Raw genomic sequence first — 21,334 nt, forward strand, 5'->3', positions numbered from 1 at the left:
GGACTTAACCCTAATTCTTAAGGTTGATAATTGGTGACGACGATCGCTTTTGGAACTAAGCGTCCGCCGCGCGACAGGCTCGCGCGGTCATACTCACTAACAAATCCTTGACGATGACCGGCCTGCGGCCGGGCCACCGCGGAGAGGCGAAGGCTGCGCTTCTCTTCGCGCGCGGTTCGAGCCGAAAGCGGAACAGCCAAACGAGGCGGGCTCCCTCGCCCCGCTCTTCGCGGGGAGAGGGTTGGGGTGAGGGGCAAGCAACGAGTCGCTGGGCTCAGTAGCGATGAGGCGCCCCCTCACCCGCCGCGCATCTTGCGATGCGCGTCGACCTCTCCCCGCGCGCGGGGAGAGGCGATGGCCGGCGCGCCGCGCCGCGCATCAATGGGCGTGGCGCGGCATCTTCGGCAGCAGCACCGCGAGCAGGCCGAGCGCCGGCAGGAACGAGCAGACCTGATAGACGAAATCGATGCCGCGCAGATCGGCGACCTCGCCCAGCGCCGCGGCGCCGAGGCCGCCGATGCCGAAGGCGAAGCCGAAGAACAGCCCCGAGATCATGCCGAAGCGGTGCGGCATCAGTTCCTGCGCGAACACGATGATCGCCGGCGTCGCCGACGCCAGGATGAAGCCGATGAACACGGTGAGCACCGCGCTGCCGGTGAGCCCGACATAGGGAAGCGCCAGCGTGAACGGCAGCGTGCCCAGAATCGAGAACCAGATCACGTAGCGGCGGCCGAAGCGGTCGCCGAGCGGGCCGCCGAAGAACACCCCGGCCGCGGTGGCGGCGAGGAAGATGAACAGGAACATCTGCGCGGTCTGGGTCGAGACCTGGAACTTCTCGATCAGATAGAAGGTGTAGTAGCTCGACAGGCTCGACATATAGAGCTGCTTGGAGAACAGCAGCGCCACCAGCACGACGAGTGCGACCATCACCCGTCGCCGGCCGGGCGCATCGGGGTGCGCCTTCACCACCATTTTCTTCTTGGCGGCGACCTGCGGCTTGTACCACAGGCCGATCCGCCACAGCACGATGATGGCGACGAAGGCGATCGACGAGAACCAGCCGATCGAGCCCTGCCCGAACGGCACCACGATCAGCGCCGCCAGCACCGGACCGAGCGCGGTGCCGACATTGCCGCCGACCTGGAACACCGATTGCGCCATGCCGTAGCGCCCGCCGGAGGCGAGCCGCGCGATCCGCGCCGATTCCGGGTGAAACACCGCCGAGCCGAGCCCGATCATCGCCGCGGCGATCAGGATCACCGTGTAGGAGTGCGCCACGCTGAGCAGCAGCAGGCCGAAAAAGGTCGAGCCCATGCCGATCGCCAGCGAGAACGGCTGCGCCTTCTTGTCGGTCATGTGGCCGACCACCGGCTGCAGCAGCGAGGCGGTGAACTGGAACGCCAGCGTGATCAGTCCGATCTGGCCGAAATCGAGCGCGTAGTTCGCCTTCAGGATCGGATACACCGACGGAATCAGCGACTGCATGGTGTCGTTGAGGAAATGCGAGAAGCTGATGCCGCCGAGCACCACATAGGCCGGCCCGGCGGGCGGCGGCGCGGGCGCGGTGGTCTCGGGCAACGCCAGATCCGGCGTCGTGACCGGCGCGGCCACATCCACATCGACGGCAACAGGCTTGTTCACGGTGGTGTTTCCCGGGATGTTCGCGGCGCCAGGGACACGAGCCGGGCCGCCGACAACGAAAGACGGCCGGCAATCGTGCCGGCCGCGATGAAACTAGAGCGCCGGGGACGCCGGCGGAAGCCGCAATTCGCGATGGCTGCGTTGCGGCCCGATGCGCCGGACTACGCGTCCCGCACTGCAATCACTACGCGGCTGCGGCCGAGGCATTGCCGAGAGCGTCGACGATGGTATCGACCACTTCCTCGACCATGATGCGATCCTCGCCCTCGCCCATCACCCGGATCACCGGCTCGGTGCCGGAGGGGCGGATCAGCAGCCGGCCATGGCCGTTGAGCCGCTTCTCGGCGTCGCTGATCGCCGCCTGAACATGGGCGTCGTCGAGCGGCCTGCCGGCGCGATAGCGGACGTTCTTGAGGATCTGCGGCAGCGGGTCGAAGCGGTGACAGACCTCCGACACCGGGCGACCCAGCTTCTGCACCACGGCGAGCACCTGCAGTGCAGCAACGAAGCCGTCGCCGGTGGTCGCGTAGTCCGACAGGATGATGTGGCCCGACGCTTCGCCGCCGACATTGTAGCCGTCCCGCAGCATCGCCTCGAGCACGTAGCGGTCGCCGACCGAGGTCCGGATCAGTTCGATGCCCTCGGCGGCGAGGAAGCGCTCGAGGCCGAGATTGGACATCACGGTGGCGACGATACCCGGCTTGGCGAGCCGGCCGTCTTCCTTCCAGCTCTGCGCGATCACCGCCAGCAACTGATCGCCGTCGATGACGTGGCCGCGCTCATCGACCATGATGACGCGGTCGGCGTCGCCGTCGAGCGCGATGCCGATGTCGGCGCGCATCTCGCGGACTTTGCGGCACAGCGCTTCCGGCGAGGTCGAGCCGCATTCCTTGTTGATGTTGAAGCCGTCCGGCTCGACCCCGATCGAGATCACGTCGGCGCCGAGTTCCCACAGCGCCTCGGGCACCACCTTGTAGGCGGCGCCATTGGCGCAATCGACCACGACGCGCAGCCCGTCGAGCGAGAGGTCGCGCGGCAGCGTGCGCTTGGCGAATTCGATGTAGCGGTCGTGGACGCCGTCGATGCGGCGGGCGCGGCCGAGGCTGGCGCTCTCCGACAGCTTCTTGTCCATCGGCTCGTCGAGCAGTTGCTCGATCTGCTTCTCGACGTCGTCCGAGAGCTTGAAGCCGAGCGGACCGAACAGCTTGATGCCGTTGTCCTCGAACATATTGTGCGACGCGGAAATCATCACGCCGAGATCGGCGCGCATCGATTTGGTCAGCATCGCCACCGCCGGCGTCGGCATCGGGCCGACCAGCAGCACGTCCATGCCGACCGAGGTGAAGCCGGCCACCATCGCGTTTTCGATCATATAGCCGGACAGCCGTGTATCCTTGCCGATCACCACCCGGTGGCGATGATCGCCGCGCTGAAACACCAGCCCGGCAGCCTGCCCGACCTTCAACGCCAGTTCCGGCGTGATCAGACCGTTGGCACGGCCACGGATGCCGTCGGTTCCGAAATATCTGCGGCTCATGAGAATTTCCCCCGCCTGCGCCACGATCGGGCGTGTTGCCGACCAGAAATCCGGTCCGCGCCGCCATGGCCAAACCGCTTATACGGCCATTCTAATGGGGGGCCCTTCAAAAAATATAAAGAAAGATTACGCGCCGCCGACGGGAGCCAGCGGCGCAACTTGTTGATAACGTACGTTTAAGCGCCAAACGGGCACAGCCCGGAGGGCTGCGTCAGCGCTTGCGCTTGCTGTCGCCGTCCGGCTCGGACGGCGCCGGCTGGGTCACGCTGAGCGGGTCGGAACCCGGAAACGACTCCTCCAGCGCCTCGTTCAGCTCGTCGTCGCGCTCGCTCTTCTCTTCCCTGGAATGCTTCACCGGGGTGCCGGCGGTCTTCTCTTCGACAGTCGTCTCGACTGTTTTCTCGACGGTCTTGGTGGCGGCCATGATGTGCTCCTGCTCCATTCTGTGGGTGTCCTGCGAAGAACGCGCGGGAACCAGCGCTGTTCCCCGGGCGGGCCGCCACCGCGTCCCGAGCCATGTTGCAGGCCGCGCCGGCGTGCTAGAGGACGCGACGCGCAAAACCGACCAGGGGCGGCAACGTTCATGAAATACATCACCTGCATCGAGGACCTCCGCCAGATTCACAGGCGGCGGGTGCCGAAGATGTTCTTCGACTATGTCGACCACGGCTCCTATGCCGAGGAAACACTCCGTGCCAATGTCGACGACCTGAAGCGGATCAAATTCCGGCAGCGCATCCTGGTCGACATTTCGAAGCGCGATCTCTCCACAACCATCATCGGCGAAAAGTCGGCGATGCCGCTGATCCTGGCGCCGGTCGGCTCCACCGGCATGCAATATGGCGACGGCGAGATCCACGCCTGCCGCGCGGCCCAGGCCGCCGGCATCCCCTACACGCTGTCGACGATGTCGATCTGCTCGATCGAGGACGTCGCGGCGAATGTCGACAAGCCGTTCTGGTTTCAGCTCTACGTCATGAAGGACCGCGGCTTCGTCAAGGCGCTGATCGAGCGCGCGATCGCGGCCAAATGCAGCGCGCTGGTGCTGACCGTCGACCTGCAGGTGATCGGCCAGCGGCATCAGGACATCAAGAACGGCATGACGGTGCCGCCGGAGATCTTCCGGCCGAAGAACCTGCTCGACATCGCCACCAAGCCCGGCTGGGTGAAGGGCATCCTCGGCGCCAAGCAGCGCAATTTCGGCAACATCGCCGGGCATCTGCCCGGCTCGAAGGATCTGGAATCGGTGTCGGCCTGGGTGGCGTCGCAATTCGACGCCTCGCTGAACTGGAAGGACATCGACTGGATCCGTTCGATCTGGCCGGGCAAGCTGATCATCAAGGGCATCCTCGACGTCGAGGACGCCCGCGAGGCCGTGAAGGTCGGCGCCGAGGCGCTGGTGGTGTCGAACCATGGCGGCCGCCAGCTCGACGGCGCGCCGTCGTCGATCGAGGTGCTGCCGGAGATCGTCCACACCGTCGGCTCGCATATCGAAGTGATGTTCGACGGCGGCATCCGCTCCGGCCAGGACGTGATGCGGGCGCTGGCGCTCGGCGCGCGCAGCTGCATGATCGGCCGCGCCTACATCTACGGCCTCGGCGCGTTCGGCGGACCCGGCGTCGCCAAGGCGATCGACATCATCGGCAAGGAGCTGTCGACCACCATGGGCCTGTGCGGCGTCAATTCGATCAACCAGATCGACGAGAAGGTGCTGGCGGAATAGTCGGCAGCAAACACAGCGCTCGCCATTCGTCATTGCGAGCCGAAGGCGAAGCAATCCAGAGTTCCGTGCACGGAGCTGGATTGCTTCGTCGCGGAGCCTGTGCCCGGACGGCGCGGAGCGCCGATCCGGGTGCCTCCTCGCAATGACGAGGCGGCAGATAACTAACAACAAACAACAAGGAGGACATCATGACCGAGACCCAAGGCGCGCCGCACGCCGCGACGAGCGAAGTGCTCTATGCCGTCGAGGATCACATCGCCACCATCACGCTGAACGCACCGGAGCGGATGAACACCATCTCCGGGCCGATGCTGAACACGCTGGCCGCGTTGCTGATCAAGGCCAATGAAGACGCCGAGGTGCGCTGCGTAATCCTCACCGGCAATGGCCGCGCGTTCTGCGCCGGGCTCGATCTGCGCAAGGAGCGCGGCGACGAAGGGCTCAGTTCGGCGTCGTCGCCGACCACGCTGGATCTGCGCAGCACCCCGCCGACCGTGCTGCAGGCGATGGACAAGCCGACGATCTGCGCGGTGAACGGCGGCGCCGCCGGCTACGGCATGGACACCGCGCTCGGCTGCGACATCCGCATCATGGCGGAGTCGGCCAAGCTCGCCGCGGCGTTCGTTAAGCGCGGCGTCGTCCCGGAGTCGGGTGGGACATGGTTTCTGCCGCGGATGATCGGCTGGGCGAAGGCGGCGGAGTTGATCTTCACCGGCCGCACGCTCTCCGCGCGCGAAAGCCTCGACTGGGGCCTCGCCAACGAAGTGGTGCCCGATGCCGAACTGATGGGCCGCGCCCGCGCGGTGGCCAAGGAGATCGCCGGCAACGCGCCGCTGGCGGTGCAGGCCGCCAAGCGGATGATGCGGATCGGCCTCAACGAGACCTTCCCCGACCACGTCCATCACGTGTATTTGCAACTGCTGCCGCTGTTCAAGACGCAGGACATGAAGGAAGGCATCGCGGCCTTCATGGAGAAGCGCGAGGCCCGCTTCGAGGGCCGCTAGATTGTCGCAACGTCATGGCCGGCCTCGTCCCGGCCATCCACGCCTTGAGCGGACGTCGCGAGAAAGACGTGGATGTCCGGGACAAGCCCGGCCATGACGAAGAATGGCTCGACAGACGTTGCCGAGGAGAGCTCCTGATGTTCGAGACGGTCACGACGATGCTGGACTGGCTCGGCGTGGTCGCCTTCACGGTCTCGGGGGCGCTGGTGGCGTCGCGCAAGGAGATGGACATCGTCGGCTTCGCGCTGCTCGGCACGGCGACGGGCATCGGCGGCGGTACGTTGCGCGACGTGCTGCTCGGTCTGCCGGTGTTCTGGGTGCAGGAGCCGGCCTATCTGGTGACCTGCGTGGCGGTCTCCGCCGTGGTGTTCTTCACCGCCCACATTCCTCGTTCCCGCTACAAGGCGCTGCTCTGGCTGGACGCGGTCGGTCTCGCGCTGTTCGCCGTCACCGGCGCCGAGACGGCGGCGCTGGCCGGCGCCAACGGAATCGTGGCCGTCGCCATGGGCGTGGTGACGGCCACGTTCGGCGGCATCATCCGCGATCTGCTCGGCGGCGAGATCCCGGTGATCCTCAGGCGCGAGATCTATGTTTCGGCGGCGCTGGTCGGCGCGTCCGCATTCGTCGTCCTGATGATGACCGGAGCCTCGCGCGAAATCAGCACGGGCGTGGGATTTGCGATCGGCTTCCTCGTGCGGGCCGCAGCGCTCCAGCGCGGCTGGTCGCTGCCGCGCTACCGGCCGCGACCGGGGCGCAGGGACAATTAGAGCGTTTCATCTCGACCTGAGGGCCTGACCGGAAATGCAGGCCGCCAAATCACCGCCCTATCCCCGTCATTGCGAGCGAAGCGAAGCAATCCAGAGGCGACGCAGGGCCGGCGGCGCATGGTTCGAGACGGCGCTTCGCGCCTCCTCACCATGACGGTGTGCGTGTTGAAAGCGTTCTACATCGGCGGCGTGATGCCGTCGCGGCCGACCGCGATGCGGCTGGTCTGGAACGAGCCGTCGGGCAGCGTCTTGCCGAAGGCGATGATCTGGGCGCCGGGCTTGAGGTCGGATCTGTCGGCCGGGCCGTAGGTCACGACCTGGGTTTTCGGCGTCACGGTGATGACCTTCTCGCCGCCTTTGTACTTCACCCGCACCGTGCTGCCGTCGTTACTTGTGACCGACTGATCGACGGTGGCGTTGGTCATGGTGCTGTTCGGCCCGAGATCCCATGCGCGCGAGCCCTCGCCGGTGCCGCGCATCGCCTCGGGGAAGACGTGGATCTCGACCGCGTTGTGCGCGCCGTTGGGACCCGGCACGGTGGTGGCGCCGATGAATGCGCCGGGCTTGACCTCGCTCAGCTTGGTCGGCGCGATGCCGGCGACCTTGATGTCGGGCGCAAGCTGCAGCTTGACGTCCTGGCCGCTGCGCGACTTCACCGCGAGACTATCGCCGGAGACACTCTCGATCTCGCCGCGAACCTTGGTGGGCGTTGGTGACTGCTGCGCATGGGCGGCGGTGAGCGAAAAGGCGATCAGCGCAACTCCAGCGAGCTGGCGGCATAGCGACATGGACAATGACGACATCGGCACGTTCTCCAATTGGCCCCACCAGGGACTACGTCGGGAACGCCGGTCTATTACCTTCACGTATGCGCGAGCAGATCCGCCTCGACGAGTTCGCGCAGCTCGGCAGTGACGTGCGGCCGCGCGCCGAACCACAATTCGAACCCACGCACCGCCTGATGCAGCAGCATGCCGAGGCCGTCGGCGGTGCGCAGGCCGCGGCCGCGGGCCTCGGCCAGCAGCTCGGTTTCGAGCGGCACGTAGACCAGATCGGCGACCGTAGCATCCGCCGGCAACGGTTCGAGATCGAGATCGAGCGAGGGCTGCCCCTTCATGCCGAGCGAGGTGGTGTTGACCAGAAGCCCGGCGCCCGGCAGCGCCGCCGGCGCATCGGTCCAGGCGATCGGCACCACGCGCTCGCCGAACAGATCGGCCAGTGCCCGCGCGCGTTCGATCGAGCGGTTGGCCAGCGCGATGCGCGCGATGCCGCGCTCCAGCAGGCCGAACAGCACCGCACGCGACGAGCCGCCGGCACCGAGCACAACGGCATGCGGTGCGTGGTCCCAGCCGGGCGCGCTGGCGTCGAGATTGGCGATGAAGCCCTCGACGTCGGTGTTGGTCGAGCGCAGCACGTCGCCGTCGTAGTACAGCGTGTTGGCCGCGCCGACCGCGCGGGCGCGATCGTCCGGCTGCGTCAATTGCAGCGCGCGCTCCTTGTGCGGGATCGTGACATTGGCGCCGCTGTAGCCGTGCTGTCTCAGGTTCAGCACGAATTCGGCGAAGCCTTCCGGCGGCACCGATTCGATCGAATAGCCGCCGGGGATGCCGAGCTTGCGCAGCCAGTAGTGATGGATCAGCGGCGAGCGCGAATGCGCCGCCGGCCAGCCGATCAGGCAGGCCGCGATGTGAGTATCGCCCTTCGGCACCGGATGCGTCACGGCTCGCCCCTCTCGCTCTGCTGCGGCGTCGCCTGCTTCAGCCGCACCCCACGTCCGCCGTCGTCGCTGCGGGCGTTTTCGCCGATCAGTTCGACGCCGGCGCGGTTCAACGCATCGACCACCCGCGTCAGCGACTCGACGATGCCGCGGACGTTACCGTCGCTGGCCTCCATCCGCTGGATGGTCGGCACCGAGACGCCGGCGAGCTTCGCCAGCGTGCGCTGGTCGATGCCGAGCAGCGCGCGCGCCGCGCGCATCTGGGACGAGGTGATCAAGCGAGCATTCCGGTTTGAGGTCCGCCCTATCGGCTACCGCAAATATAAAACGGCTTCAATGATGCTTGGAACATCATCTCGCTCGGCTGTGAACGCGCGATGGGAGGGCAAGCGGCCGCGACGCTCCCTCTCCCCCGCCCTATTGCGGGGAGAGGGTCGGGGTGAGGGCCTGGCACGGCTTTCGCGCCCAGCGACAGGGAAATCGGTGCGCGGCAGAATCAGCACGGCCCGAGTGGCCGCGGATGAGGCGGTGCAGCCATGCCCCTCACCCGGAATTCGCGCTATGCGCGATTTCCGACCTCTCCCCGCATTGCGGGGAGAGGTTAGCAAACGCTTTCCTAGATTACGCCGCGACTTGCCGGTGCGCCGCGATGATCTGGTCGGCGGTGCGGCCGCTAACTTCGGCCATGTGGTCGAAGCTGCGGGTGAAACTGCCCGCGCCGGCGGTGGCGGAGCGCAGTTCGACGATCAGATCGCCGATCTCGGCTTCCGGCATGGTGGCGCGCACCACGTCCCAGCCCGGCCAGCCCTCGCGGGTGTCGAAGCCGAGAATCTGGCCGCGGCGCCCGGACAGAATGGCGTTGACCTTGGCGGTGGCGTCGGTCGGGCAGACGATCTCGACGCTGTGGATCGGCTCCAGCAGCACCGGCTGGCACTGCGGCAACGCCTCGGTGACGCCGATCCGCGCCGCAGTGCGGAACGCCTGATCCGAGGAATCGACGCTGTGATACGATCCGTCGGTCAGCGTCACATGGACGTCGACCACCGGGAAGCCGAGCGGGCCCGCGCGCAGACCGTCGGCCGCGCCCTCCTCGACCGCGCCGATGTAGTTGCGAGGCACCGCGCCGCCGACCACGGTCTCGGCGAAGGCGAAGCCCTCGCCGCGCGGCAGCGGCTTCACCTCCAGCACCACGTCGCCGAACTGGCCGTGGCCGCCGGACTGCTTCTTGTGTCGGCCGCGCTGCGTGACCGCCTTGCGGATGGTCTCGCGATAGCCGATCGCCGGCGGATGCGACTTCACGCTGACGCCGTAGCGATCATGCAGCCGCTCCAGCGCGACGCGCAGATGCATCTCGCCCTGGCCCCACAGCACGATGTCGTGGGTCTGCGGATCGTGGATCACGGTGAGCGACGGATCTTCCTCGGACAACCTTTGCAGCGACTGGCCGAGCTTGACGTCGTCCTTGCGGTCGCCGGCTGAGAGCGCCATCGCCAGCACCGGCGGCGCAGCGGTGATTTCGATCAGCGCCGACGGCGCGGCCTTGCCGTTGCCGAAGGTGTCGCCGGTCCTGATCGCATCGAGCTTGCCGAGCGCGACGACGTCGCCGGCCACCGCCGACGAGCGCTTGCTGTCCGGCCCGCCATTGGCGGTGTGGATGCCCGACACCCGTGCGGCTTCGCCCGACGATGCGTGCACGGTGTCGCCGTCGGCCAGCGTGCCGGCGAACACCCGCGCCAGCGACAGCTTGCCGCCATGCTGCAGATGCGTGGTCTTCAGCACGTAGCCGACCGCCTCCTTGGACGCGGCGACGCCGAGCCGCGACGCGGTCTCGGTGACGTCCGGGGCTTCGTGGCGCAGCGCCTTCAGCAGCCGCATCACGCCGTTCTCGCGCAGCGCCGAGCCGAGCAGCACCGGGCAGATCACGCCTTCGCGCAATTCGCGCGCGAGATCGTCGAACACCGCGTCGCGCGGCGGCGGAATGTCTTCGAGCAACTGCTCCATCAGCGCGTCGTCGTGATCGGCGAGCTTCTCGAGCATCGAGAAGCGGGCTTCCTTCTCGCGGGCGAGATCGCCGCCTTCCAGCGCGATCACTTCGGAGGGCTTGTGTTCGCGATAGACGAAGGCGCGCTCCAGCGCGAGATCGACATAGCCGGCGATCAGTTCGCCGTTCCAGATCGGGATCTGGCGCAGCACCAGCGGAATCCGCGAGGCCGGCTGCAGGCTGTCGAGCACTTCGCGAATGCGCTTGCTGGCGCGATCGATCTTGTTGAGAAACAGGAAGCGCGGAATCCCGAGGTCTTCGAGCTCGCGCAGGATCAGCTGCAGCTGCGGCAGCTTGCGCTCGTCGGCTTCGCACACCACGACGGCGGCATCGACGGCGGGCAGCGCGGCGCGCATGTCGTGCGCGAATTCGACCGAGCCGGGACAATCGAGGAAGGTGTAGGTCTCGCCCATGAACTGGGTGGTGACGGCGGTGAGGCTCAGCCCCATCTTGTGCTGGCGCGCCTCGGGACTGGAGTCGCCGTACGAGGTGCCTGCGTCGACGGACCCTGTGCGTGGCACGGCGCCGGTGCGCGCGAGGATCGCTTCGAGCAGTGTGGTTTTTCCGCTTTGGAATGGGCCCACCAGTGCGATGCACCGGGGACCGCGGGGATCTTGTCCCATCGCCGCCTCCTTCTCTGGAGCTCGGCCCGTGATTGGGTCGGCGAGGCAATGCTTTCAGCAGCCTCGCCGCTTGGCAAGCGCGAAAAATTACGAAGCTTGCAGGGTGCCCTTGAGCAGGATCAAGGACAGCGCAATTCAATGCTGCGAGGCGCGCATTGCGCCGCAGCGCGCGGTTAGTTAGCGGCCGGGCCGCAGCTCCAGCTCCTGCAGGCCGACCGCCACGTTGAGGCCGGTCTGGCCCTGCAGGCTGAGCGGCTGCAGCGCGATCGAATTGGCCGAACCGCCGACCAGGACATTGGCGCCGAGGCCGACGCCGACCGATGCGGAACCCTGCGCGCCGGCGTAGTTGCCGGCGAGATCGCCGGGGCCGAAGCGCTCGACCGGCGCGAACACACCCCAGGCGAGCGCGGTCTCCTGAGTGATACCAAGATCGAGGCCGACCTTGCGGATGACGGCGACATAGGGCGTGTCGGGGCGGCCTTCGGCGCGCAACACGCAGCCGAGATTGGTCACCGAACCGACGATGAAGCCGGTGCTGGCGCCGCCGCGACATTCCAGCACGCCGATGCGCACGCGCCCATCCTGCGCATGGGCAGCGCTGATGGCCAGCGAAGCGGCGATACCGAGCAGAAGCGAAAAGCGGCGCATGAGAAGTCTCCGTTTCAACGATGTGATGCAGACAGGGCGATGATACAGACGATTTGATTCAGATGTCGTGATGTGGATGGGCGTCATGCCACCGGCGCGGAGCAGCCCCGCACGCAACGCAACCGAACGGCCTCGCCATCTAGTCACAGCATCGACGAATCTTCAATGACACCCGCGGCGTCGCCGCAGACCGAAGGCGCCAAAACAAAGGGCCCGCAACGCGGGCCCTTCCGTCACGACGACGATGCGCTGACGCGATCAGCGGTGGCTGCGATGGTGACGCTTGTGCTTGCGGTACTTCCGCTGCGGCGGCAGATCGGCCGGGCGGAGCTGGACGTCGACGATGCCGGCCGTGGCGTTCAGACCGGTCTGGCCCTGCAGGCTGAGCGGCTGCAGCGCGTACGAATTCGCCGAACCGCCGACCAGCAGGTTGCCGCCCATGCCGACGCCGAACGACGCGTTGGCGCCGACGCCGCCATAGCTGCCCGACAGATCTCCGCGGCCGAGCCGACGGGTCGGCGCATAGACCGCCCAGGCGATTCCGGTGTTCTGGGTGAAGCCGAGATCGAGCCCGATGCGCTGCAGGCGGGCGACATAGGGCTCGGGGCGGCGGCCGCCGCTCTTGAACACGCATTCGAGTTCGGTGGTCGAGCCGACGACGTAGCCGACGTTCGGGCCACCGGCGCATTCGAGCACGCCGACCTGCAGCCGCTCCTGCGCGCTCGCGGTCGCGAATGAAGCAACCAGTGCGACCGCAGTGACACCGAACAGTCTAGAGATGGACATTGAAAAAAACTCCGCATTTCAGGATTGGGATTGCGGAGGCGACAAGAAGGAAGCGTCTTGTCCAAAAAAAGGCGCTTCCACGACGTTGAAATAAATCTAGCCAACCTTGCCGATCTTTAATGAACGGCCGGCCGGGCCCTCAGCGCAGATTCCCGCAGAAGCGCTGGATCCGCTTGCAGGCGTCTTCGAGGTCCGAGGTTTTCGTCGCATAGGAAATCCGGAACGCCGGGCCGAGCCCGAACGCCGAGCCCTGCACGACCGCGACGCCCTCGGCTTCGAGCAACTCGGTGACGAAATCCTGATCGGTCTCGATCGTCTTGCCCGACGGTGCGGTTTTGCCGATGGTGCCGGCACAGGACGGATAGACGTAGAACGCGCCTTCAGGCCGCGGGCAATCGATACCGGTCGCCTGATTCAGCATCGACACCACGAGATCGCGGCGTTCCTTGAACACCTTGTTGTGGGCGGCGATGAATTCCTGCGGGCCGTTGAGCGCTTCCACCGCCGCCCATTGCGCGATCGACGACGGGTTCGAGGTCGACTGCGACTGGATCGTCGCCATCGCCTTGATCAGCTCGGCGGGGCCGCCCGCATAGCCGATCCGCCATCCGGTCATGCAATAGGATTTCGACACGCCGTTCACCGTCAGCGTGCGATCGAACAGAAGCGGCTCGATCTGCGCCGGCGTGGTGAAGTCGAAATCGTCGTAGACGAGGTGCTCGTACATGTCGTCGGTCATCACCCAGACGTGCGGATGCTTGAGCAGCACGTCGGTCAGCGCCTTCAGCTCCTCGCGGGTGTAGGCGGCGCCGGTCGGGTTCGACGGCGAATTGAGGATGATCCACTTGGTCTTCGGCGTGATCGCCGCTTCCAGCGCCGCGGGCTGCAGCTTGAAGCCGGACTCCGCCGGACACACCACCGGCACCGACTCGCCGCCGGCGAGCGCCACCATCTCCGGATAGCTGACCCAGTACGGCGCCGGGATGATCACCTCGTCGCCGGGATTGATGGTCGCCATCAGCGCGTTGTACAGCACCTGCTTGCCGCCGGTGCCGACGATGATCTGGTTCGGCTTGTAGGTCAGGCCGTTCTCGCGCTGAAACTTGTCGATGATCGCCTGCTTCAGCTCGGGAATGCCGTCGACCGCGGTGTACTTGGTCTTGCCCGCCTCGATGGCGTGGATCGCCGCCAGCTTGATGTTGGCCGGGGTGTCGAAATCCGGCTCGCCGGAGCCGAGCCCGATGACGTTGCGGCCCGCGGCTTTCAGCTCACGTGCCTTGTCCGTGACCGCGATTGTCGCGGACGGCTTCACACGATCGAGCGAGGCGGACAGGAACGACATCGTCTTCTCCTTGCAGCCGTCGTGAGCCGGCGGAAGGCGCGACTCTTCGGTTTGTGACGGGGATGCCCCACACTAAGCGCCGGCACGCTGCATCGCAAGATCATTGCTGAGAACGGCGCGGCTTTTCGGATCAAATCTCCGCCGCGACGGCTCGCCGGGCGGAGCCGCGCGACCGCCGGAACGGAGGATTGCCGAGCTGAGCGGCGGCGCGAGGACCAGCCGTGCTGTTCTGTTGCGAGTCATGCGCGCGGCAGCCGCACGCGCGCCGATGCTGCATGGCGATCCGCAGAATGGCGGCGATCGCAATCGCGCGAGGTCGCTTCAATTGCAGATCATTTTTCTGCGCGGTTGCACTGCGGCGAAGGATTTCGACCCTTTCCATTGCTTGGGGCTTGCGACGCCTGCCGGTCGGCATCATTGTTTAGCCGCGTTCGGGTCGGCAGATGCCCGGACCACAGGCGAGCGAAACGACCGCGATGTACAAGCTCTATTCGATGCAGCGATCCGGCAACAGCTACAAGGCGCGGCTTGCGCTGGCGTTTCTGGGTGCGCCCTATCGCGCGATCGAAGTCGATATCCTGCGCGGCGAGAGTCGCACGCCGGAATTCCTCGCCAAGAATCCGAGCGGACAGGTGCCGCTGCTGGAAGTCGCGCAAGGCCGCTATCTGGCCGAATCCAACGCGATCCTGTGGTATCTCGCCGTCGGCACCTCGCTGGCGCCGGATACGCGGATGGACCGCGCGGAAGCGCTGCAATGGATGTTCTTCGAGCAGCACGCGCTGGAGCCGAATATCGGATCGGCTTACTTCTGGCTTTGCCTGGTGAAGGGCGGCCGCGACCTCCAGACCCACGCACTCGAGGACTGGCTGGAGCGCGGCTACGCCGCGCTGCAGGTGATGGAAAACCACCTCAGGACCCACGACTTCGTCGCCGCGGGTCAACTCACCATCGCCGACATCGCGCTGTACGGCTACACCCACGTTGCCGACCAGTGCGATTTCGACCTTTCGACCTTCCCGGCGGTCAATGCCTGGCTGCGACGGGTCGAGCAGACGCCGGGCTTCATCACCATGGACTGGACCCCGGATTCGGCGCCGCACGACCACGTCGATTTCGCCGCCGAGGCCTGAAAGCTGGTACTTTTGTGCCGATTTTGCCGTCATTCCGCCACGATCGGCCTTTGAACGCCCCATAAATGCCTGCGATTGCAGGGATATTCCGCTCGCGCCCGCGATTCGCCGGCGCATGCGAGGAATTGGTCATGACTTGGTCGCCCGGCCATGAGGCCGGCTTCTTCCAGCGGCACACGCCGGATGGTTCAACCCGGCTGATCCGCGGTGTCGCGGCATCGCTGGCAGTCGCATTGATTTTGCTCAGCGTCATCCTGACGCTCGCGGTCGCATCGACCCAATCGAGCATGGCGATGCCGTTTGCGAACTGAACTCCCATATCGATCGAACGCTCCGCCGACACGGCCGCGCCGCCGTTGACGGCATTTTGCTCCGGCAGAAGCTTGGAGGCCTTGCGATGAAGACGCTCCTGGTCTGGGTTTCCGGCACACTGACCGCGGCGACGGTGATCATCGCCTCGTTCCTGATCGCAACCAAGAGCAGCGGCCAGCCGACCTCCTTCGGTTCGTCCGCGGGCCCTCTGGCGGTGAAGACCTTCGCGCAGAATCTCGAGAGTCCGTGGGCACTGGCGTTCCTGCCCGGGGGCCGCGTGCTGGTGACCGAGCGGCCGGGACGGATGCGGCTGGTGTCCGCGCAGGGCGCGCTGTCGCCGCCGCTGCAGGGCGTGCCCGAGGTCTGGTCGGCCGGTCAGGGCGGCCTGCTCGACGTCATCACCGACGCGAATTTCGCCGCCAACCGGACGATCTATTTCTGCTACGCCGAGCGCGCCGGTCAGACAGGTCGGAGCGGAGGCCGCACCGCGGTCGCACGCGCGGCGCTGATCGACGGCGACGCGCCGCGACTTGACGGCGTGACCGTGATCTTCCGCCAGGACGGCCCGCTGTCGTCGGGCAATCACTATGGCTGCCGGATCGCGCAAGGCGCAGACGGGCATCTGTTCGTCACGCTCGGCGATCATTTCAGTTTTCGCGACCAGGCGCAGAGTCTCGGCAACCACCTCGGCAAGATCATCCGCATCGCGGCCGACGGCAGCGTGCCGGCCGACAACCCGTTCGTCGGCCGCGCCGGCGCCAAGCCGGAGATCTGGAGCTACGGCCACCGCAACGCGCAGTCGCTCGCCTTCAACCCGGCCAACGGCGCATTGTGGGAGATCGAGCACGGCCCGCGCGGTGGCGACGAGGTCAACGTCATCCAGCCCGGCAAGAATTACGGCTGGCCGGTGATCGGCTTCGGCATCGACTACAGCGGCGCCAAGATCCACGAGGCGACCGCGAAGCCCGGCATGGAGCAGCCGGTCAAATATTGGGTGCCGTCGATCGCGCCCTCCGGCATGGCGTTCTACAGTGCCAAGCTGTTTCCGAAATGGGCCGGCAGCCTGTTCACCGGGGCGCTGTCCGGCAAGATGCTGGTGCGGCTGTCGCTCGCCGGCGACAAGGTCACCGGCGAGGAACGCCTGCTGCAGGCGCTGAACGAGCGCATCCGCGACGTCCGCCAGGGGCCCGACGGCGCGCTGTGGCTGCTGACCGACAACGTCGCCGGCCGCATCCTGCGCGTGACGCCGGCCGGCGATTGAGCGGGCGGCTTCGCCGCTACCGCGCAACGCCGAAGAACAGGTTCGGGAAGAACAGCGCGATCTGCGGGAAGATGATCAGGATCAGCACGCCGAAGAGCGTCACCAGCACATAGGGCACGACTGACCAGTAGATGTCGGCCATGCTGACCTCGGGCGGCGCCACCGCCTTGAGGTAGAACAGGTTGAAGCCGAACGGAGGCGTCATGTAGCCGATCTCCATCATGATGATGAAGACGACGCCGAACCACACCGGGTCCCAGCCGTAGAGCTGCACCACGGGGATGAACACCGGCAGCGTGATCAGCATGATGCCGACGGGATCCAGCACCATGCCGAGCAGCAGCAGCACGAGCAGGATGAAGGCCAGCGCGCCCCATTCGCCGCCCGGAATCAGCGTCATCATATGGTTCATCAGTTCGTTGGCGCCGAGCGTGGTGTAGGCCGTCGAGAACGCGTGCGCGGCGAACAGAATCCACATGATCAGCGCGGTGAGGCGCAGCGTCTGCATCGCGGCGTCGGTCAGCACCTCCAGCGACAGCTTGCGATGCACCGCGGAGGCCACCAGCGCACCGAGCACGCCGAGCGCCGCAGCTTCGGTCGGCGTCGCAAAACCGCCGAAGATCGCGCCGAGCACCAACACCACGATCAGCAGCGGCAGCACCACGGCCTTCAGCGAGGCGAATTTCAGCCCCCAGTCGCCGCGTTCCTCGACCGGCAGCGCCGGCGCCAGCGACGGCTGCAGCCAGGCGCGGACGGTGATGTAGATCGTCACCAGCACGACGAGCAGAATTCCCGGACCGATGCCGGATGCGAACAGACGGCCGACCGACACTTCGGTCAGGAGCGCGTAGAGCACCATCAGGATCGACGGCGGGATCAGCACGCCCCAGCCGCCTCCGGCATTGATCGCGCCGAGCGCGAGCCGCTTGTCGTAGCCGCGCTCCAGCATCCGCGGCAATGCGATGGCGCCCATGGTGACGACCGCGGCGCCGCTGATCCCGCTCATCGCCGCGAAGATCGCGCAGATCAGCACGGTGCCGATCGCCAGCCCGCCGCGCATCGCGCCGAACCAGACATGCATCATCCGGTACAGATCCTGCGCCACGCCCGATTTCTCGAGCAGCATCGCCATGTAGACGTACATCGGGATCGCGATCAGCGTGAAGCTGGTCATCGAATCCCAGAATTTGGACGCGACGATGTAGAAGCCGACCGGCCCCATGGTGAAATACAGGAACACGACGGAGATGCCGCCGAGCGTGAACGCCAGCGGCGTGCCGATGAACAGGAAGAACAGCAACGAACCGAAGAACAGCAGGGTCAGGAGTTCGACAGACACGAGAACGTCCGTTCAGTGAGAGGGATCGTCGCCGGCCTGCTTGCCGAACGTTTCGGGGTCGTTCTCGTAGCCGGCCGCGGTGCGGATGTCGGAGGCGACGCGCACCAGGCCCTGCAGCAGCAGCAGAATGCCGGCGATGGGAATGGCGAGCTTGACCGGCCAGATGTACGGATTCCAGATGCTGTAGCTGGACTCCATCTTGGCCACGGACTCCCACGCCATGTCGGCGCTCTGCCAGATCAGCACGCCGACGAACAGGAAGAACAGCACCGAGGTCGCGAGATCGACTTTCGCCTTCTGCACCCGGGAGAACTTGCCGTAGAAAATGTCGACGCTGACATGCGCCCGCTCCGAGAGCAGGTAACCGCCGGCGACCACCGCATAGACGCCGAAAATCAGTTGCGCGAATTCGGCAGTCCAGATCGCGGCGCTGCCGACCAGGTAGCGCATGATCACGTCGGCCATCAGCAGCACAAAGATCGGGACGATCAGCCACGCGGCGATTCGGGCGACCCAGACGTTCAGGCGGGTGATCGCCCAGGCGAGCTTCAGCATTCCGTCACTTCCACGCTCCACGCAGCCGAACGGCCCGACCGGCGGAGACGATCCGCCGAGTCGAACCGGACGCAAGGACGCCGGAACCCGGCATAAAAGCCGCTTCGGCGATATGGTTGGCTGGCCTCATCGGCGCGACAGCAGAGCCGGCCTCAAACGTAGCCGAGGTCGGACATCAGCTTCGTCATGGCATCGCCACCCTTCGCCGCAATCGCGCCCTTTGCTGTTTCCTTCTGCAAGATCGTCTTCGAGGCCTCGGTGAATCGACTGACCACGTCGTCGGAAAATCGCACGACCTCGACGTTCATCTTGGCCTTGCCGGTGTTCAGCGCGACGGCTTCCTGATGCATATATTCCACCGAACGGAGAAAGTAGCGCTCCTCGATCAGTGACAGCAGTTGCAGCCGAAGGTCGGCGGGTAACTTGTCCAGCGCGGCCGTGTTGATGATGTAGGCGTCGTTGTTGAAGCCGAGCGCCGGCTTCATGTGGAACGGCGCCACCTCCCAGAACTTCATCGACAGCGCTCCGACCGCGGCGCCCCAATGCGCACCATCCACCACGCCGGTCGAGATCGCCTGATAGATCTCCGGACCGGCGACCTGTTGGGGTGATGCTCCCGCGGCGGCGAGATATTCCAGCATCGTGCCGGCCGAACGGACCTTCAGCGATCCGAGATCGGCGGCCGAGCCGATCTTTCGCTTCAGGACGAGTTCGGTTGGATAGGCCTTCTCGGCCAGGATCAACACGCCCTTGGGGCGCAATTCCTCGTTGACCATTTTCTCGATGCCGAGGTTCTTGGTCAGATGCATCATCTCCCAGCTCTCACGCAGCGTCCCGGGCACGCCGTAGAGCAGCCCCATCGCCTGGGCTTCGCCGAGAATATAGGCGGGAGAGATCGTTCCCATCGGCACGACACCGCGCCGAACGACATTGTAGATTTCGCGGTCCTTGGCGATCTCGCCGGCGCCGAACAGCTCCATCGTGAAGCGACCGTCGGTGCGCTCCGCGAGCTGCTTGGCGAGCACGCCGAGACTGTCGTTGAACGACCCTGACGCTTTCGGCCAGTGCGCCTGGACCTTCCAGGTGACCTTCTCCTGCGCGAGCGCCTGCCCGATCAACGCCGGAGCCGCGGCGGCGGCAAGCGCGCCCTTCAAAATGCTGCGTCGATTCGATGTGTTGATCGAGCTTGGCACGCGCTTCTCCCTCAGTCTGTTGTTTTGCCGGTATCAGACCACGTCGCAAACCGGCTCGTCAACGTCCAAAGCCGCGGGATCGCGGTGATAATGTCGCAGAGCCACCACGCAGCGCAGCAACTCCGAAGCCGACCGCAAACCGGGCGCGATCTGCCAGCGCCGCCGGGCGGTGGACGGACGAACTATCTCAACTCCATTTGTGGAAGATGAAGTAAGCGCCGAGCGCGATGAAGGCGAAGCCGAGCGCATGATTCCACGACAGCGGCTCCTTGAGATACAACGCCGAGAAGCCGGCGAATACCACCAGCGTGATCACCTCCTGCATGGTCTTGAGCTGGGCCGCCGAATACACCGCGCTGCCCCAGCGATTGGCCGGCACCGCCAGCCAGTATTCGAACAGCGCGATGCCCCAGCTCACCATGATCACCAATGGCAGCGCGACGGTCTTGTGCTTGAGATGCCCGTACCAGGCGAAGGTCATGAAGATGTTGGAGCCGATCAGCAGCAGGATCGGCAGCAGATAAGGCGAGATGAAGCTTGGGGGCATGGAGAGCCTTTCGAAAAACCAAGTGGTAACAGCATGACCAGGGAGCGGTTCCCGCGACATCACGCAAACGCGATGACGCGTGACCGTACGGGGTGGCACGAGCGACGCCGGGCGCAGCAGATGACGTCGGCGAAGACTCGCGTTTGTCCTTGATACGTCACCTCTATGTAACAATGTACCGATAGTTTGCCCTCGCGTTTGATCGAGGCCCCCCGTCGCCGATCAGCGTCCCAGCGGTCCCTGTCAGTCGCCGCGTCTGACCGGGGCCGCACCTTTTTTGAACGGGTGATATTGCCATGATCCGAGTCGCTGTTGTGATTGCCTGCGTGGTGCCGCTGACGCTGGCGCTGCTGCCGCTGCAACTTCTGGCGCTCCGCAACGGGTGGCGCATCCAGCGCACCATCCCGCGGTTGTATCACCGGATCTTGTGCAGGCTGATCGGCGTCCGGATCCGCGAAGTCGGCCGTCGCGACGGCCACGGTCCGGTGCTGATTCTGGCCAACCACGTCTCCTGGCTCGACATTTGCGTGATCTCGGCGCTGGCGCCGGTGACATTCGTCGCAAAAAGCGAAGTCGCGGGCTGGCCGCTGTTCGGCTTTCTGGCGAAGCTCCAGCGCACCATCTTCATCGACCGCCAGGCGCGGCATCGCACCGGCGAAGCCACCGCCGAGATCGGCGCGCGGCTCGCCGATGGCGACGCCGTGGTGTTGTTCGCAGAGGGCACCTCGAGCGACGGCAGCCGCGTGCTGCCGTTCCGCTCCGCGCTGGTCGGCGCGGTGCATCATGCGCTCGCCGACGAGGCGCGGGCCGCGATCGGCGTGCAGCCGATGGCGGTGACCTATACGGGGTTCGGCGGCCTGCCGATCGGCCGCGAATTGCGCGAGCGCGTGGCGTGGTACGGCGACGCCGATCTGATCCCGCATTTCATCGGCCTGCTTTCGAGCGGCGCAATCGACGTCACCGTGAGCTGGGGCGAGCCGATCGCGGCCTCGGCGACCGATCGCAAGGCGATCACGCGCGACGCCGAGCAATCGGTGCGGCGGATGTGCGAGGCCGCACGCCGCGCCGGCATCCGCGATCCGATCGCGCCGCGTCCGACTGCTGCGCCCGTCGCGCGGCCGGAAGCCCAGCCCGAGCCGGCCTGACGCAGCATCGCCGATGTGAGCCC

General features: G+C 66.1%; 22 protein-coding genes. 7 read left to right on the forward strand and 15 right to left on the reverse strand.

Annotation, left to right across the window (positions count from 1 at the left end; translation table 11 throughout):
* Window positions 1–378: 378 nt before the first annotated feature.
* The 3 genes from ACTZWT_RS12055 to ACTZWT_RS12065 all read right to left on the reverse strand — a co-directional run bounded on the left by ACTZWT_RS12055 (window position 379) and on the right by ACTZWT_RS12065 (window position 3,602).
* Window positions 379–1,641: an MFS transporter gene (locus ACTZWT_RS12055; RefSeq protein ID WP_444769928.1), complete on the reverse strand. Its 1,263-nt coding sequence runs from the start codon at window positions 1,639–1,641 to the stop codon at window positions 379–381.
* 184 nt (window positions 1,642–1,825) lie between these two features.
* Window positions 1,826–3,178 carry a phosphoglucosamine mutase gene (glmM, locus tag ACTZWT_RS12060; protein ID WP_444769929.1) on the reverse strand — a complete coding sequence of 451 codons (1,353 nt, stop codon included), beginning with the start codon at window positions 3,176–3,178 and terminating at the stop codon, window positions 1,826–1,828.
* Window positions 3,179–3,389: 211 nt separating this feature from the next.
* Window positions 3,390–3,602 carry a hypothetical protein gene (locus ACTZWT_RS12065; RefSeq protein ID WP_444769930.1) on the reverse strand — a complete coding sequence of 71 codons (213 nt, stop codon included), beginning with the start codon at window positions 3,600–3,602 and terminating at the stop codon, window positions 3,390–3,392.
* Between the two features lie 159 nt (window positions 3,603–3,761).
* Here ACTZWT_RS12065 and ACTZWT_RS12070 point away from each other — a divergent pair, with 159 nt between their 5' ends.
* The 3 genes from ACTZWT_RS12070 (at window position 3,762) to ACTZWT_RS12080 (ending at window position 6,672) form a co-directional block, all read left to right on the forward strand.
* On the forward strand, window positions 3,762–4,901 hold the full coding sequence (locus tag ACTZWT_RS12070; protein WP_444769931.1) for an alpha-hydroxy acid oxidase: 1,140 nt from the start codon (window positions 3,762–3,764) through the stop codon (window positions 4,899–4,901).
* A 188-nt stretch (window positions 4,902–5,089) separates the two neighbouring features.
* The gene (locus ACTZWT_RS12075) at window positions 5,090–5,905 is read left to right on the forward strand and encodes an enoyl-CoA hydratase/isomerase family protein (protein WP_444769932.1); all 816 of its coding nucleotides are present in this window, start codon (window positions 5,090–5,092) and stop codon (window positions 5,903–5,905) included.
* Window positions 5,906–6,042: 137 nt separating this feature from the next.
* Window positions 6,043–6,672, forward strand: coding sequence for a trimeric intracellular cation channel family protein (locus tag ACTZWT_RS12080; RefSeq protein ID WP_444769933.1), 630 nt, complete (start codon window positions 6,043–6,045; stop codon window positions 6,670–6,672).
* Window positions 6,673–6,848: 176 nt separating this feature from the next.
* On the opposite strand, the gene ACTZWT_RS12085 is transcribed toward ACTZWT_RS12080, so the two are convergent.
* The 8 genes from ACTZWT_RS12085 to ACTZWT_RS12120 all read right to left on the reverse strand — a co-directional run bounded on the left by ACTZWT_RS12085 (window position 6,849) and on the right by ACTZWT_RS12120 (window position 14,247).
* A complete protein-coding gene (locus tag ACTZWT_RS12085) occupies window positions 6,849–7,475 on the reverse strand; it encodes a hypothetical protein (RefSeq protein ID WP_444769934.1) in 627 nt (208 codons plus the stop codon).
* 59 nt (window positions 7,476–7,534) lie between these two features.
* Entirely contained in the window at window positions 7,535–8,380 is an 846-nt protein-coding gene (locus ACTZWT_RS12090) for a shikimate dehydrogenase (RefSeq protein ID WP_444770292.1), read from the reverse strand.
* Between the two features lie 8 nt (window positions 8,381–8,388).
* Entirely contained in the window at window positions 8,389–8,667 is a 279-nt protein-coding gene (locus tag ACTZWT_RS12095; RefSeq protein WP_444769935.1) for a helix-turn-helix domain-containing protein, read from the reverse strand.
* Between the two features lie 343 nt (window positions 8,668–9,010).
* Window positions 9,011–11,053: an elongation factor G gene (locus ACTZWT_RS12100; RefSeq protein WP_444769936.1), complete on the reverse strand. Its 2,043-nt coding sequence runs from the start codon at window positions 11,051–11,053 to the stop codon at window positions 9,011–9,013.
* Window positions 11,054–11,230: 177 nt separating this feature from the next.
* Window positions 11,231–11,701: a DUF992 domain-containing protein gene (locus ACTZWT_RS12105; protein WP_444769937.1), complete on the reverse strand. Its 471-nt coding sequence runs from the start codon at window positions 11,699–11,701 to the stop codon at window positions 11,231–11,233.
* A gap of 258 nt (window positions 11,702–11,959) precedes the next feature.
* Window positions 11,960–12,487, reverse strand: a complete 528-nt coding sequence (locus ACTZWT_RS12110; protein ID WP_444769938.1) for a DUF992 domain-containing protein — start codon at window positions 12,485–12,487, stop codon at window positions 11,960–11,962.
* Between the two features lie 139 nt (window positions 12,488–12,626).
* Window positions 12,627–13,829 (reverse strand): pyridoxal phosphate-dependent aminotransferase, encoded by a 1,203-nt coding sequence (locus ACTZWT_RS12115; RefSeq protein WP_444769939.1) that lies wholly within the window; start codon window positions 13,827–13,829, stop codon window positions 12,627–12,629.
* Window positions 13,830–13,959: 130 nt separating this feature from the next.
* Window positions 13,960–14,247: a hypothetical protein gene (locus ACTZWT_RS12120; protein WP_444769940.1), complete on the reverse strand. Its 288-nt coding sequence runs from the start codon at window positions 14,245–14,247 to the stop codon at window positions 13,960–13,962.
* A gap of 58 nt (window positions 14,248–14,305) precedes the next feature.
* On the opposite strand from ACTZWT_RS12120, the gene ACTZWT_RS12125 reads away from it, so the two are divergent.
* From ACTZWT_RS12125 to ACTZWT_RS12135, 3 genes are all read left to right on the forward strand, one after another.
* A complete protein-coding gene (locus ACTZWT_RS12125; RefSeq protein WP_041798020.1) occupies window positions 14,306–14,959 on the forward strand; it encodes a glutathione S-transferase family protein in 654 nt (217 codons plus the stop codon).
* A gap of 65 nt (window positions 14,960–15,024) precedes the next feature.
* Window positions 15,025–15,270, forward strand: a complete 246-nt coding sequence (locus ACTZWT_RS12130) for a hypothetical protein (protein ID WP_444769941.1) — start codon at window positions 15,025–15,027, stop codon at window positions 15,268–15,270.
* Between the two features lie 86 nt (window positions 15,271–15,356).
* Window positions 15,357–16,532, forward strand: a complete 1,176-nt coding sequence (locus tag ACTZWT_RS12135) for a PQQ-dependent sugar dehydrogenase (RefSeq protein WP_444769942.1) — start codon at window positions 15,357–15,359, stop codon at window positions 16,530–16,532.
* A gap of 16 nt (window positions 16,533–16,548) precedes the next feature.
* Here the strand turns inward: ACTZWT_RS12135 and ACTZWT_RS12140 are convergent, their stop codons facing one another.
* The 4 genes from ACTZWT_RS12140 to ACTZWT_RS12155 all read right to left on the reverse strand — a co-directional run bounded on the left by ACTZWT_RS12140 (window position 16,549) and on the right by ACTZWT_RS12155 (window position 20,166).
* Window positions 16,549–17,871, reverse strand: a complete 1,323-nt coding sequence (locus ACTZWT_RS12140; protein ID WP_444769943.1) for a TRAP transporter large permease — start codon at window positions 17,869–17,871, stop codon at window positions 16,549–16,551.
* Between the two features lie 12 nt (window positions 17,872–17,883).
* Window positions 17,884–18,426: a TRAP transporter small permease subunit gene (locus ACTZWT_RS12145; RefSeq protein WP_444769944.1), complete on the reverse strand. Its 543-nt coding sequence runs from the start codon at window positions 18,424–18,426 to the stop codon at window positions 17,884–17,886.
* A 152-nt stretch (window positions 18,427–18,578) separates the two neighbouring features.
* Window positions 18,579–19,619 (reverse strand): TRAP transporter substrate-binding protein DctP, encoded by a 1,041-nt coding sequence (dctP, locus tag ACTZWT_RS12150; protein WP_444769945.1) that lies wholly within the window; start codon window positions 19,617–19,619, stop codon window positions 18,579–18,581.
* Window positions 19,620–19,806: 187 nt separating this feature from the next.
* On the reverse strand, window positions 19,807–20,166 hold the full coding sequence (locus tag ACTZWT_RS12155) for a DMT family protein (RefSeq protein WP_444769946.1): 360 nt from the start codon (window positions 20,164–20,166) through the stop codon (window positions 19,807–19,809).
* A 296-nt stretch (window positions 20,167–20,462) separates the two neighbouring features.
* Between ACTZWT_RS12155 and olsA the strand changes: the two genes are divergently transcribed.
* On the forward strand, window positions 20,463–21,311 hold the full coding sequence (gene olsA / locus ACTZWT_RS12160; protein ID WP_444769947.1) for a lyso-ornithine lipid O-acyltransferase: 849 nt from the start codon (window positions 20,463–20,465) through the stop codon (window positions 21,309–21,311).
* Window positions 21,312–21,334 lie beyond the last annotated feature (23 nt).

It is taken from the genome of Rhodopseudomonas sp. NSM (assembly GCF_052445935.1).
GTDB lineage: Bacteria > Pseudomonadota > Alphaproteobacteria > Rhizobiales > Xanthobacteraceae > Rhodopseudomonas.

What these genes read in the sequence shown, in the direction of transcription:
- glmM (WP_444769929.1), bottom strand. Translation starts at nt 3,178, where the DNA reads ATGAGCCGCAGATATTTCGGAACCGACGGCATCCGTGGCCGTGCCAAC.
- ACTZWT_RS12065 (WP_444769930.1), bottom strand. Translation starts at nt 3,602, where the DNA reads ATGGCCGCCACCAAGACCGTCGAGAAAACAGTCGAGACGACTGTCGAA.
- ACTZWT_RS12070 (WP_444769931.1), top strand. Translation starts at nt 3,762, where the DNA reads ATGAAATACATCACCTGCATCGAGGACCTCCGCCAGATTCACAGGCGG.
- ACTZWT_RS12075 (WP_444769932.1), top strand. Translation starts at nt 5,090, where the DNA reads ATGACCGAGACCCAAGGCGCGCCGCACGCCGCGACGAGCGAAGTGCTC.
- ACTZWT_RS12080 (WP_444769933.1), top strand. Translation starts at nt 6,043, where the DNA reads ATGTTCGAGACGGTCACGACGATGCTGGACTGGCTCGGCGTGGTCGCC.
- ACTZWT_RS12085 (WP_444769934.1), bottom strand. Translation starts at nt 7,475, where the DNA reads ATGTCGTCATTGTCCATGTCGCTATGCCGCCAGCTCGCTGGAGTTGCG.
- ACTZWT_RS12100 (WP_444769936.1), bottom strand. Translation starts at nt 11,053, where the DNA reads ATGGGACAAGATCCCCGCGGTCCCCGGTGCATCGCACTGGTGGGCCCA.
- ACTZWT_RS12105 (WP_444769937.1), bottom strand. Translation starts at nt 11,701, where the DNA reads ATGCGCCGCTTTTCGCTTCTGCTCGGTATCGCCGCTTCGCTGGCCATC.
- ACTZWT_RS12110 (WP_444769938.1), bottom strand. Translation starts at nt 12,487, where the DNA reads ATGTCCATCTCTAGACTGTTCGGTGTCACTGCGGTCGCACTGGTTGCT.
- ACTZWT_RS12115 (WP_444769939.1), bottom strand. Translation starts at nt 13,829, where the DNA reads ATGTCGTTCCTGTCCGCCTCGCTCGATCGTGTGAAGCCGTCCGCGACA.
- ACTZWT_RS12120 (WP_444769940.1), bottom strand. Translation starts at nt 14,247, where the DNA reads ATGATGCCGACCGGCAGGCGTCGCAAGCCCCAAGCAATGGAAAGGGTC.
- ACTZWT_RS12125 (WP_041798020.1), top strand. Translation starts at nt 14,306, where the DNA reads ATGTACAAGCTCTATTCGATGCAGCGATCCGGCAACAGCTACAAGGCG.
- ACTZWT_RS12130 (WP_444769941.1), top strand. Translation starts at nt 15,025, where the DNA reads ATGCCTGCGATTGCAGGGATATTCCGCTCGCGCCCGCGATTCGCCGGC.
- ACTZWT_RS12135 (WP_444769942.1), top strand. Translation starts at nt 15,357, where the DNA reads ATGAAGACGCTCCTGGTCTGGGTTTCCGGCACACTGACCGCGGCGACG.
- ACTZWT_RS12145 (WP_444769944.1), bottom strand. Translation starts at nt 18,426, where the DNA reads ATGCTGAAGCTCGCCTGGGCGATCACCCGCCTGAACGTCTGGGTCGCC.
- ACTZWT_RS12155 (WP_444769946.1), bottom strand. Translation starts at nt 20,166, where the DNA reads ATGCCCCCAAGCTTCATCTCGCCTTATCTGCTGCCGATCCTGCTGCTG.
- olsA (WP_444769947.1), top strand. Translation starts at nt 20,463, where the DNA reads ATGATCCGAGTCGCTGTTGTGATTGCCTGCGTGGTGCCGCTGACGCTG.